The organism is Bradyrhizobium sp. Ken01 (assembly GCF_055807355.1).
The window spans coordinates 85,760-98,399 of sequence record NZ_JBVVPC010000016.1; the positions used below are offsets into that span (position 1 = coordinate 85,760).

Here is a 12,640-nt window from a genome sequence, read left to right on the forward strand (position 1 = left end):
CGGCAAGTCGTCAGCCGCCTTCAAGCAGTGGCCTTGCAGGCCCAAACGGGAGAAAAACACAGATGGCTCGGATCACGTTGCGTCAATTGCTCGACCATGCGGCGGAGAACGATTACGGCGTCCCGGCCTTCAACATCAACAACATGGAGCAGGCACTGGCGATCATGGACGCGGCCAACCAGGTCGACGCGCCCGTCATCATCCAGGCCTCGCGCGGTGCGCGCTCCTACGCCAACGACGTCATGCTCAAGCACATGATGGACGCGGTGACCGAGATCTATCCCCACATCCCGGTCTGCGTGCATCTCGACCACGGCAACGAGCCGGCAACCTGCATGACCGCGATCCAGGCCGGCTTCACCTCGGTGATGATGGACGGCTCGCTCAAGGCCGACGGCAAGACCCCCGGCGATTGGAGCTACAATGTCGGCGTCACCAAGACCGTGACCGACATGGCCCATCTCGGCGGCATCTCGGTCGAGGGCGAGCTCGGCGTGCTCGGCTCGCTCGAGACCGGCATGGGCGACAAGGAAGACGGCCACGGCGCCGAGGGCAAGCTCAGCCACGACCAGCTGCTGACCAATCCGGATGAAGCGGTGAAGTTCGTCCAGGAGACCCAGGTCGACGCGCTCGCGATCGCGATGGGGACGTCTCACGGTGCCTACAAGTTCACCCGCAAGCCCGACGGCGACATCCTCGCCATGAACGTGATCGAGGAGATCCACCGCAAGCTGCCGAACATGCATCTCGTCATGCACGGCTCCTCGTCGGTGCCGCAGGACCTCCAGGACATCATCAACGCCTATGGCGGCAAGATGAAGCCGACCTGGGGCGTGCCGGTGGCCGAGATCCAGCGCGGCATCAAGAACGGCGTGCGCAAGATCAACATCGACACCGACAACCGCATGGCGATGACCGGCCAGATCCGGAAAGTGCTCAAGGACAATCCGGAAGAGTTCGACCCGCGCAAATACCTGAAGCCCGCGATGGAAGCGATGACCAAGCTGTGCAAGCAGCGGCTCCAGGAATTCAACACCGCGGGCCAAGCCTCCAAGATCAAGAAGGTGCTGACGACGGCCGAGATGGCCAAGCGCTACGCCAAGGGCGAGCTCGCCCCGAAGGTGGCGTGATCTATCCCTCCCTCTCCCCGTCCTTAAGGGGAGAGGGTTGGGGTGAGGGGCTCTCTCCGCGAGTTGTGCCCCGTCAATAGACCTGTACCCCCTCACCCGGTCGCTTCGCGACCGACCTCTCCCCGCAAGCGGGGCGAGGTAACAGGCCCCCTCCCCCTTACCCTGCGACGAACGTTAACTCGGCATTTGCCCGAGAACGGTCTATTTTCACCGGCAAGGGCAGAATCGTTTTGGGAGGACATCTCGATGAATCTGACTGAGCTCAACAGGATCGCGACCGCTCTGGTCGCGCCGGGCAAGGGCATCCTTGCCGCGGACGAATCCTCCGGCACCATCAAGAAGCGCTTCGACGCGATCGGCGTGGAATCGACCGAGGAGAACCGCCGCGACTATCGCGAGATGCTGTTCCGCTCGAACGAAGCCATGAGCCGCTATATCTCCGGCGTCATCCTCTACGACGAGACGATCTGGCAGAACGCAAAGGACGGCACGCCCCTGGTCAAGCTGATCGAGAGTAGCGGCGCCATTCCCGGCATCAAGGTCGACGAAGGCACGCAACCCCTGCCGATGTGCCCGGGAGAGCTCGTCACCGTCGGGCTCGACAAGCTCGCCGAGCGCTTGAAGAAATATTACGAGCGCGGCGCCCGCTTCGCCAAATGGCGTGCGGTGATCGACATCGGCAGCGGTATTCCCTCGATGACCGCGATCAGCGTCAACGCCCACGCGCTGGCGCGCTATGCAGCGCTATGCCAGGCCGCGCAGATCGTGCCGATCGTCGAGCCCGAAGTGCTGATGGACGGCGATCACGACATCGATCACTGCTATGAGGTGACGAGCCGTGTGCTCAACAAGACCTTTCAGGAATTGCGCCTGCAGCGCGTCGCGCTCGAGGGCATGGTGCTGAAGCCGAACATGGCCATCTCCGGCAAGAAATGCCCGAAGCAGGCTTCCGTCGAGGAGGTCGCGGAGAAGACGATACGGCTGCTCAAAGCTTGCGTGCCCGCGGCGGTGCCCGGCATCGCCTTCCTCTCCGGCGGCCAGTCGGACGAAGAGGCGACCGCGCACCTCAACGCCATGCACAAGCTCGGCCCGCTGCCCTGGGGCCTGACTTTCTCCTATGGTCGCGCCCTCCAGGCCGCGCCGCAGAAGGCATGGTCGGGCAAGGCTGAGAACGTCACAGCCGGACAAAACGCATTCAGTCATCGCGCGCGCATGAATGGCCTCGCCTCCAAAGGCGAATGGCAAAGCAGCCTGGAACAGAAAGCGGCCTAGATCTTGTCGAACAAATCTCCTCCGCCGCGCCCGGCGCCGCGCCTTTATCTCGCGACGCCTGTCGTCGACGATCCCGCTTCGCTTCTGGCCGAGCTGCCCGGCCTGCTCGCCGCCGCCGACGTCGCGGCCGTGCTGCTGCGGCTGAAGGTGACCGATCAGCGCACCATGATCTCGCGAATCAAGGTTTTGACGCCGCCGGTTCAGAAAGCGGGCGCCGCGCTGCTCGTCGAAGGCCATCCTGAGCTCGTCGCACGCGGCGGCGCCGACGGCGCGCACCTGCCCGGCATCGCCGCGCTGAAGGAGGCGCTGCCATCGCTGAAGCCCGATCGCATCGCCGGCGTCGGCGGGCTGACGACGCGGCACCATTCCATGGATGCGGGCGAGATCGGCGCGGATTACGTTCTGTTCGGCGAGCCCGATGCAAAGGGCCAGCGGCCGTCGTCGCAAGCGATTGCCGAGCGGCTGGATTGGTGGGCCGAGCTGTTCGAACCGCCCTGCGTCGGCTTTGCCATCTCGCTGGAGGAGGCCCACGAATTCGCCGCCAGCGGCGCCGATTTCGTGCTGGTCGGCGACTTCATCTGGACCGATCCGCGCGGACCCAAGGCTGCGCTGGTCGAGATCGACGCTGCGATCAAGAAGGCCCATGCGACTGCGCTTGCGGGCCAAAATCCTGCGGGTCAAGAGCACGGCTAGCGCCTGACATGAAGCTCCCGCGCATCACCATCCTGGCCACGCTGCTGCTGCTCACAGTGCCCGCGGCCGCGCAGCTCCAGATCACGCCGCCCGTGGCAACGCCGAGCCCTTCGGCCGAGAAAACCAAGAAGGCCACGCCGCACACCATCACCAAGAAGAAGGAAGCGGCGCCGGCACCCAAACCGTCAGCCTCCCCCAAACCTTCAGCTTCCCCAAAGCCTGCACCGGCGGCGACGGTGATTCCGGCGCCTCCGACCGACAATCCCAACGTCGATCTGGTGTACGGCGCCTATCAGCGCGGCCAGTACAAGACCGCCTTCGAACTCGCCACCGCCCGTGCCGAGGCCGGCGATCCCAAGGCAATGACCATGCTGGGTGAGCTCTATTCCAATGCCATGGGTATCCGGCGCGACTACGCCAAGGCGCTGCAATGGTACAAGCGCGCGTCTGATGCCGGCGACCGCGAGGCGATGTTCGCCCTCGCCATGCTCAGGATGTCTGGCCGTGGCGGCCCGGTGGACAAGAACGAGGCGGTGAAGCTGATGGCGTCCGCCGCCAAGCTTGGCGAGCCCAAGGCGGCCTATAACCTCGCGCTGCTCTATCTCGATGGACAGACCCTGCCGCAGGACGTCAAGCGGTCCGCCGAGCTGCTGCGCCAGGCGGCCGATGCCGGCCTGCCCGAGGCGCAATACGCGCTCGCGACCTTCTACAAGGAAGGCACTGGCGTGCCGAAGGACCTGGAACGGGCGGTGCGTCTGCTCCAGGTCGCCACGCTGACCGACAATGTCGATGCAGAGGTCGAATACGCCATCGCGCTGTTCAACGGCACCGGCACGCCGAAGAACCAGCCGGCCGCCGTAGCCCTGCTGCGCAAGGCCTCCCGCCAGGGCAGCGCGATCGCGCAGAACCGGCTGGCCTGGGTGCTGATCAACGGCATGGGCACGGCCGTGGACAAGATCGAGGGCTTCAAATGGCATCTGGTGGCCAAGACCGCCGGCAAGGGCGATCCGGAGCTGGACAAGCAATTGTCCGATTTGCCGGCCGAGGACCGGGCCAAGGCCGAGGCCGCCGCCAGGAAATGGCTCGGGGCCAAATGACTTGACGTTGAGGCCCCCGCAGGGCACCCCATCCCTCAAACAGGCGCGATTTCGCGCCATTTCCCCCGATCAAGACCGGAAGCTCATGCTGTATTCCGCAACTATCAACGTCATGGTCAAGGCCGCGCGTCGCGCCGGCCGCAGCCTCAAGCGCGATCTCGGCGAGATCGAGCATCTCCAGGTCTCGCTCAAGGGGCCGGCGAATTTCGTCTCGCTGGCCGACAAGCGCGCCGAGGAGATCCTCTACCAGGACCTCGCCAAGGCGCGGCCAGGTTACGGTTTCATCGGCGAGGAAGGCGGCACGCGCGAGGGCTCCGACAAGAGCCACACCTGGATCGTCGATCCGCTCGACGGCACCACCAACTTCCTGCACGGGATCCCGCAATTCGCGATCTCGATCGGGCTTTCGCGCGAGGGCACGATCATTGCCGGCGTGATCTACAACCCCGCCAATGACGAGCTCTACATCGCCGAGCGCGGCAAGGGTGCCTTCCTCAACGACCAGCGCCTGCGCGTGGCCGGCCGCCGCCAGCTCAACGAATGCGTCGTGGCCTGTGGCCTGCCCCATATCGGCCGCGGCGACCACGAGGAATTCCGCCGCGAGATGACCGCGATGCAGGAGCGCGTCGCCGGCCTGCGCCGCTTCGGCGCCGCCTCCCTCGACCTCGCCTTCGTCGCCGCCGGCCGCCTCGACGGCTACTGGGAGCGCAATTTGCAATCCTGGGACATCGCGGCGGGCCTGATCATGCTGCGCGAGGCTGGCGGAACGATCAGCGACATCGATACGCCGGGCGACGCCCTGGTGACGGGCAATGTCGTGTGCGGGAATGAGTTCGTGCACGGGGAACTGGTGAAGATCCTGCGGAAGTAGGGGTCCAGTCTCTCGGCACGACTTTCGCGGGGCACGACTCCGTTCGCCCAGGCATCGACTTCGGATCCCAGGCCGCAACAGTCCGGGGACGCGATCTCCCTAGCAGAAGCAGAACACGTCGTCCGGATCACAATCACAATTCGACAGTGATCGCGCGGACGGATGCGCGGCCAGCTTCTCGTGCTGAACGAGCTCCTTCAGCTTGTCGAAATTCTCCCGCTCGACGTGAACGAACACCGTCCTCCTGGTCTTTCCAACCGCCTTCTTGAAATGCTTCGACAACCCCGCCTTGCGGGCTGCTTTCTCCAGCTTCTCCAGCGTCTTCGCTTGGATATGAACCGGGGTCGCCACCGCTTTCCTTGCTTTCTTCGCCATCGATTCCTCCACTTTCACTGCTGAATGACGATTGTCGGCCTGAATATTTTCTGTAGCAGAAACTGCTCAACGGCCTTTGCCGCACCAAGCTCTGCTCGTCCTCCCGACGCGGTGATCAAATTGCCTGGGACCAAGCCTTCAAATAGCGCAGTGCGAACATTCTTGACTTCGGTCGAACCCAGCTTGTCGAGATAGAGCCCCATAGTGAGCTTGTGCGTGTCCCGGCGAGTCGCCGACACGCCGAGGGTTGCGTCGGACACCTGGAAGGCGGGTCCGAGCGGTGCGAAAACGACTTTCGGTGACGCCGTGCCCCCAATGGTGGTCTGGAATTCCAACTGATCGACCATCGTTGGAGGTCCGCTGATGTTGATGAAATCCTTCGAGCCGTCTCCGGTGAGATTGCCGAAGAAGGCGAGCAACGTGAAGTCGTAGACCATTTTTTGGACACCGACTTTGCCATAAATCGGATAGATGATGTTCGCTTCGACGATGGAATTCTTGCAATAGGATTCCGGAACGTTCTTGATCAATGCATAGAAGGTGTCGGTGATCGTGAACGATCGTTCATTCTGTCGATATCTGTCAAAATTTCCCTTGAGGCCCAGCGACACCGATGTCGAGATGGGTAGCGGTCGAATGAAATTGATCTCGGGATCGATATTGTTCTGCTCATATCCGGTCAGGTCGAAATTATAGGCAATGCCTATACTGAGCATCACTTCGATAACATACCGCGCAAAGCCAGTGAGTTTTGTCGAATCGAATTTGGCGATCGAATCGTGATTGATTTCATAGTCGCGGGCGGCCTGCTGCCCTATCGCAAATGACCTATCATCGACCTTCTGGAAAATTCGACCATTCTGCCGGATTTCATGGTGATTGGTGTCGTCCGTAAGGTAAGTGAGGAGTCGATCGATAACCGCCTGCCGCGTCTCGCAACGGATTTGCCGAACGATATTGTAGGTCGAGATGTGAGCCGTATCGTCCGGCAGCGGATGAATAGCGCACCCGCTGATGATCAAAGCACAAAGCGCAATAGTAGTTGCACGCCGGCAATTCGCGAAAACTCGCGCCAACATAACCGCCCCCTAAAATTTCCCCGGAGCGATTATGCATGGAATCAAATCCACCGAAAGTTGAATCTTTGGCTCACGCCGCCCGCGAGCGATCCAGCACGAAGCCTGACCAACGTTGCTCGATCTCGCCTTCGTCGCCGCCGGCCGCCTCGACGGCTACTGGGAGCGCAATCTGCAATCGTGGGACATCGCGGCGGGTATGATCATGCTGCGCGAGGCGGGCGACACGATCAGCCACATCGACACGCCGGGCGATGCGCTGGTGACCGGCAATGTCGTGTGCGGCAATGAGTTCGTGCACGGGGGAATTGGTGAAGATCTTGCGGAAGTAGGACGCAGTAGCACGACGGCTCGATCTGCCGCGGCTACTCGTCCTCCTCGTCATCTTCATCGTCGCGATATTCACCGCCAATGGTCAGGCCCTCGATGGCTGTGGCGCCTTTCGACTTGATGACCCGGCGAAGCGGGACCGAACTCTCGCTTCGCAGCGCGTCCATCAGCTGTTCCGAATGGGTGACAATCCAGATGTCGGCGCGGCGTGATGCCTTGGCGATGAGCCGGGCCAGCGGCGCCAGCAGCGACGGATGCAGGCTGGTCTCGGGTTCGTTCAGCGCAATGAACGGCGGCAGCCGGTAACCCATGAACACCGCGAGCAGGCAGATGTATTTCAGCGTCCCGTCGGACAGTTCATGAGCCCTGAACGGCCGCGGCATATCCGGCAATTGCAGATCGAATTCACACCTGCCGTTTTGTTCCCATGCGCGGAGTTCGGCGCCCGGGAATGCATCCTGGATTGCGTCCTGCAAATCGTTGGCGTCTTCCCGAATGACATAGAGGGTCGCCAGGGTGGCAGCCAAATCGATGCCATCGGCGCTGAGCGAGGGCGTTGCGATCGCGAGACATGGCTTTCGTATCGGCGACGCCGGATCAGTGCGGAAGTCATGATAGAATCGCCAGCCCAGCATGGCATTTCTGATCAGGTCGATTTCCGGGCATTGCTTGCCATCGGAAAAAGCCGCAAGCGCGGTCTCTGATGGCAGCACCGCGTCCTTGTGCGCGTTCCAGGCGCCGCTCTCGCCGCGGACGCTGATGAGCGAATTGATCCGCTCCATCAGCTTGACGGTTCGTTTGCCGCGCGTCGTTTCGATGCTTTCGGCCTTGATCATCGGCTCGCCGGAAAACGCGGCCTGAAGCGGGCTCGGAAACCCGAGCTCGATGGAATAGCTCATGCTGTCGAATGTGGCGGACAGCCGCAGCCGCCCGTCTTCGCCCCGTTTGCGTAGGCCGGACCAGCAGACCGAATTCAATCCGCCTTCATCGGCGATCGTGCGGGTGATCTGACCGGTCGCCGCGTCGCGCAACAGCGACAAGGACTTGTAGAGATTGGACTTGCCGACTCCATTCTCGCCGACAAACACCGACAGGGGATGGATGGGTATGGAGAGCCGCCGAATGGAGCGATAGTTCGAGATCGCAATGTCAGTCGGACGCATCACATGCTCTCGATCGGCGGGCGCCTGTGCATTCGCGGGCAGAGTGCGAATACGTTGTTTCAATCCAGGGATGCAGTCTGGATTGAGGCCTCCGAGAAATCAAGCCGACCGATCGGGCGTTCAATGGCCGACTCTCACCAGCGCAAATCCGACTGTCATCATCCGCGAAGGCGAATGATCCAGTATTCCAGAGACGCCTGTTGAGTACGGAAAGGCCGCGGCGTACTGGATGCCCCGCCTTCGCGGGGCATGACACCTCACCTTACAGCTTGGCCGGCGCGGGCGGCCCATACATCTCGGCCTCTTTCGCCACCTTCTCCCGATCCCCGCCCAGCACGCGTTGCACCGAGACGAAGAACACCGGCACCATCAGCAGCGCCAGGATCACCACCGCGATCATGCCGCCCATCACGATGCTGCCGAGCGCCTGTTGGCTGGCGCCGCCGGCGCCATGGGCAATGGCCATCGGCAGCACGCCGCAGATGAAGGCGAGGCCGGTCATCAGGATCGGGCGGAAGCGCAGGCGGCAGGCCTCGATGGTGGCGTCCACCAGCGGCTTGCCTTCTTTGCGCAGATCCTTGGCGAACTCGATGATCAGGATCGCGTCCTTGGCGGCGAGACCGATGATGGTGATCAGGCCGACGGTGAAGTAGACGTCGTTGGGCAGGCCGCGCAGCATCGCTGCGACCACGGCGCCGACGATGCCGAGCGGCACGGTGAGCAGCACCGCGAGCGGAATGGTCCAGCTCTCGTACAGCGCGGCCAGACACAGGAACACCACGAACACCGAAAGCCCGAGCAGGAACGGCGCCTGCGAGCCCGAGAGCTTTTCCTGGAGCGACTGCCCGGTCCATTCATAGCCGAAGCCGCGCGGCAGCTTGCCGGCAAGCCGCTCCATCTCCGCGATGGCATCACCCGAGGTGAAGCCGGGTTTTGCTTCGCCGGAGATGCGCACCGCCGGATAATAGTTGAAGCCGGTGATCTGCGTCGGGCCGCGCGCCCATTCCACGGTGGCAAAGGACGAGAACGGCACGAGCTGGCCGCGGCTGTTCTTGACGTTGTAGTTGAGGATGTCCTCGGTCCGCATGCGGTCGCGCGCATCGGCCTGCACCACGACGCGCTGCATGCGGCCGCGGTTCGGGAAGTCGTTGATGTAGTTCGAGCCGAGATTGGTCGAGATCGTGTTGTTGATGTCCTCGAAAGTGACGCCGAAGGCGCCGGCCTTTTCGCGGTCGATCACGAGATTGACCACGCCGGCCTCGGGCAGGCCTTCGACATAGACCTTCTGAAGCACCGCGCTTGCATTGGCCTCCGCGATCAACTGATCGGCGGCGCGCATCAAGGCCGGATAGCCCTTCTGGCCGCGGTCCTGGAGGCGGAACGAGAAGCCCGAGGAGTTGCCGAGATTGTCGATCGGCGGCGGCTGCAGCGCGGAGATTTTTGCGTCGCGGATCGACGACGACAAATCGCGATTGATGTCGGTAACGATCGCCGCGGCCGAATCCTTCGGCCCGCGCTCCGACCAGTCCTTCAGGGTGATGAAGGCCTGCGCGGTGTTCATGCCCTGGCCGGAGAAGCTGAAGCCGGTGAGGAAGGTGACGTTGTCGACGCCCGGGCGCTGCGCCAGGTATTTTTCCACTTTCTCGATCACCGCCTCGGTCCGGCCGTAGGACGAATCCGACGGCGTCTGCACGTCGGTGGTGACGAAGCCCTGGTCGTCGACGGGCAGGAAGCCGCCGGGCAGATTGACGAAGGCCCAGGACAGGCCGGCGAGCAGCGCGACATAGACCAGCATCAAGCGGCCGGTGCGCTTCAGCGAGAAGCCGACGGTGCGCGAATAACCCTCCTTGCCGCCGTCGAGCATGCGGTTGAACCAGCCGAACACGCCCTTCTTGGCGTGACCGTGGCCGGCCGCGACGGGCTTGAGCAAGGTCGCACACAGCGCCGGCGTCAGCGACAGCGCGAGGAAGGCGGAGAAGCCGATCGCGGCGACCATGGTCACGGAGAACTGGCGGTAGATGATGCCGACCGAGCCCGGGAAGAACGCCATCGGCACGAACACCGCCATCAGAACCAGCGTGATGCCAATGATGGCGCCCGATATCTGCGACATCGCCTTGCGCGTCGCCTCCTTCGGCGGCAGCCCCTCCTCGCTCATGATGCGCTCGACGTTCTCGACCACGACGATGGCATCGTCCACGAGGATGCCGACCGCGAGCACCATGCCGAACATCGAGAGCATGTTGATGGAGTAGCCGGCGAGCAGCAGCGTGGTACAGGCGCCCAGCAGCGCCACCGGCACCACGATGGTCGGAATGATGGTGTAGCGGATGTTCTGCAGGAACAGGAACATCACCACGAACACCAGCACCACGGCTTCGACCAGCGTCGACAGCACCTTCTTGATCGAGGCCTCGACCACGGGCGTGATGTTGTAGGGGATCTCGTAGGAGATGTTGGCCGGGAAGAAGCGCGACAGCTCCTTCATTTTCTCTTCGACCGCGCTCGCGGTCGCCAGCGCGTTGCCGGTCGGCGACATCAGCACGGAGAGACCGGCGGTCGGCTTGCCGTCGAGACGGGTGTTGAACTGGTAGCTGAGGCCGCCGACCTCGATGCGCGCGACGTCGCGCAGCCGCACGGTCGAGCCGTCGGCATTGGCGCGCAGGATGATGGTGCCGAATTCGTCCGGGGACGAGAGCTGGCCCTTGACCAGCACCAGCGCGGAGGTGCGCTGGGTCGCGGTCGACGGCTCGGCGCCGATGCTGCCCGAAGCGACCTGTGCGTTCTGCGCGGCAATGGCCTTGTTGACGTCGTCGGCAGTCAGGCCATAGCCGACCAGCTTGGCCGGATCGACCCAGACGCGCAAGCTGCGTTCGGTCGAATACAGCGTGGCGCGGCCGACGCCGGGGATGCGGCGGATCTCGCCGAGCACGTTGCGGATCATGAAATCGCCGAGGCCAACCTCGTCGAGGCTGCCGTCGGTCGAGCTCAGCGTGATGATCTGGAGCACCGCACTGGAGGCTTCCTCGACCAGGATGCCCTGTTGCATCACCGCGCGCGGCAGGCGCGCCTCGACCCGCTTGATGCGATTCTGCACCTCCACCGAGGCGTCGTTGGTGTTTGTGCCCGGCTGGAAATTAGCGATGATCTCGACTTGGCCGAGCGAGTCGCTGGTCGATTCGAAATTGAGGATGCCGGAGGCGCCGTTGAGCTCCTCCTCGATCAGCCGCGTGACGCTGTTGTAGAGGTTCTCGGGCGAGGCGCCGGGATAGCTGGTCGAGATCGAAATCGAGGGCGGCGCGATGATCGGATACTGCGCGATCGGCAACAGCGGAATCGAAATTGCGCCGACCAGACAGATGAACAGCGCGACGACCCAGGCGAAGATCGGCCTGTCGATGAAGAAGCTCGCCATGATGCTTTACTGCATCATCTGTGCGCGTTGACTTTCCACGATGGCTTCGGCCTCGGCCCAGGATTGCGGCTTGACCTTGTCGCCAGCTGCGAACTTTTGGAAGCCTTCCACCACGACCTTGTCACCGGCCTTCAGGCCCTCGGTGACGAACCAGAAGCCATCTTGCGCCGAACCGATGCGCACCGGTTGCACCGCGACGCGGTGATCGTCCTTGACGACGAAGACTTCGCTGCCGCCGCCGCCGTTGCGCTGGATCGCCTGCTGCGGCACCGCGATCGCGTCGCTGTCGATGCCCTGCTCGATTCGTACGCGAACGTACATGCCAGGCAGCAATTCACGTTTTGAATTGGGAAATTCACCGCGCAAGGTCACCTGACCGGTGTTGGCGTCGACCTTGGCATCGGAGAACAGGAGCTTGCCGTTCAGCGGATAGATCGTGTTGTCGTCGAGCACGAGACGCACCTTGACGGCACCGGGCGCAATACGTTCGAGATCGCCACTCTCGAAGGCGCGGCGGAGCTGATTGAGCTCGTTCACCGACTGGGTGAAGTCGGCGTAGATCAGATCGAGTTGCTGAATGGTGGCCAGATTGGTCTCGTTCTGGACCACGAGCGCGCCCTCGCTGACCAGGGCCGCACCGACAACGCCGTCAATCGGCGCCCGCACGGTGGCGTAGTCGAGATTGAGCTTTGCGCGCGCGAGGTCGGCCTTGCGGCCCTCGACCTCGGCATGAGCCTGTCGCTCGGCCGCGATCGCCTTCTCGTTCTCGGCTTCGGGCGCGGCGCGCTGGCTGGTGAGCGTGGCGATGCGGCGCGCCTGTTGCTGGGACTGCATCAGCCCAGCCTCCGCTTTGGCGAGCGCGGCTTCGTTGGCCGATACCTCGACCTCGAACGGGCGCGGATCGATACGGTAGAGCGGATCGCGCGCTTTCACTTCGCTGCCCTGATGGAACAGGCGCTCAACCACGATACCCGAAACCCGGGGCCGAACATCGGAGACTCGCGTCGGCGCGATCCGGCCAGGGAGTTCCCGCACCACCGCGCGCGGCTGCGGTCTTACGGTCACCACGCTGACGTCGGGTTCGGTCGGTTGCGCCTGGACGATCGCAGAGTTTGATTCATCGCAGCCCGCAAGAAGCGGTGCCGCGACCGCGAGCATTATGGCCATGCAGGCGGATCGCGCGTGAAGTGCTGACATAAGGGTAGTCGCCCCGTTCTA

Annotated in this window: 10 protein-coding genes and 1 pseudogene; 6 read left to right on the plus strand and 5 right to left on the minus strand. The window is 63.2% G+C overall.

The features are described from left to right. Positions 1 to 62 precede the first annotated feature (62 nt). From fba to AC0L3S_RS17585, 5 genes are all read left to right on the plus strand, one after another. The gene (gene fba, locus AC0L3S_RS17565) at positions 63 to 1,130 is read left to right on the plus strand and encodes a class II fructose-bisphosphate aldolase (RefSeq protein WP_473265347.1); all 1,068 of its coding nucleotides are present in this window, start codon (positions 63 to 65) and stop codon (positions 1,128 to 1,130) included. Positions 1,131 to 1,376: 246 nt separating this feature from the next. Next, positions 1,377 to 2,402, plus strand: a complete 1,026-nt coding sequence (locus AC0L3S_RS17570) for a class I fructose-bisphosphate aldolase (protein WP_473280095.1) — start codon at positions 1,377 to 1,379, stop codon at positions 2,400 to 2,402. Positions 2,403 to 2,405: 3 nt separating this feature from the next. Beyond that, the gene (locus tag AC0L3S_RS17575; RefSeq protein WP_473280097.1) at positions 2,406 to 3,095 is read left to right on the plus strand and encodes a thiamine phosphate synthase; all 690 of its coding nucleotides are present in this window, start codon (positions 2,406 to 2,408) and stop codon (positions 3,093 to 3,095) included. Between the two features lie 8 nt (positions 3,096 to 3,103). Beyond that, on the plus strand, positions 3,104 to 4,192 hold the full coding sequence (locus tag AC0L3S_RS17580; RefSeq protein ID WP_473280099.1) for a tetratricopeptide repeat protein: 1,089 nt from the start codon (positions 3,104 to 3,106) through the stop codon (positions 4,190 to 4,192). Positions 4,193 to 4,277: 85 nt separating this feature from the next. Beyond that, a complete protein-coding gene (locus AC0L3S_RS17585; RefSeq protein WP_473265353.1) occupies positions 4,278 to 5,063 on the plus strand; it encodes an inositol monophosphatase family protein in 786 nt (261 codons plus the stop codon). A gap of 99 nt (positions 5,064 to 5,162) precedes the next feature. Here AC0L3S_RS17585 and AC0L3S_RS17590 read toward each other — a convergent pair whose 3' ends face one another. Together AC0L3S_RS17590 and AC0L3S_RS17595 are read right to left on the minus strand one after the other, a co-directional pair. Next, entirely contained in the window at positions 5,163 to 5,438 is a 276-nt protein-coding gene (locus AC0L3S_RS17590; protein ID WP_473265356.1) for a hypothetical protein, read from the minus strand. Between the two features lie 14 nt (positions 5,439 to 5,452). After that, positions 5,453 to 6,517, minus strand: a complete 1,065-nt coding sequence (locus AC0L3S_RS17595; RefSeq protein WP_473280101.1) for a hypothetical protein — start codon at positions 6,515 to 6,517, stop codon at positions 5,453 to 5,455. Between the two features lie 115 nt (positions 6,518 to 6,632). Here AC0L3S_RS17595 and AC0L3S_RS17600 point away from each other — a divergent pair. Continuing rightward, a pseudogene (locus AC0L3S_RS17600) lies at positions 6,633 to 6,846 on the plus strand (inositol monophosphatase family protein); the annotation flags it as partial. A gap of 33 nt (positions 6,847 to 6,879) precedes the next feature. Here AC0L3S_RS17600 and AC0L3S_RS17605 read toward each other — a convergent pair. The 3 genes from AC0L3S_RS17605 to AC0L3S_RS17615 all read right to left on the minus strand — a co-directional run bounded on the left by AC0L3S_RS17605 (position 6,880) and on the right by AC0L3S_RS17615 (position 12,619). Then, on the minus strand, positions 6,880 to 8,007 hold the full coding sequence (locus tag AC0L3S_RS17605) for an AAA family ATPase (RefSeq protein WP_473280103.1): 1,128 nt from the start codon (positions 8,005 to 8,007) through the stop codon (positions 6,880 to 6,882). Between the two features lie 262 nt (positions 8,008 to 8,269). Beyond that, entirely contained in the window at positions 8,270 to 11,422 is a 3,153-nt protein-coding gene (locus tag AC0L3S_RS17610; RefSeq protein WP_473280105.1) for a multidrug efflux RND transporter permease subunit, read from the minus strand. A 6-nt stretch (positions 11,423 to 11,428) separates the two neighbouring features. Further along, complete coding sequence (locus AC0L3S_RS17615) at positions 11,429 to 12,619, minus strand: efflux RND transporter periplasmic adaptor subunit (RefSeq protein WP_473280107.1); 1,191 nt, start codon at positions 12,617 to 12,619, stop codon at positions 11,429 to 11,431. Positions 12,620 to 12,640 lie beyond the last annotated feature (21 nt).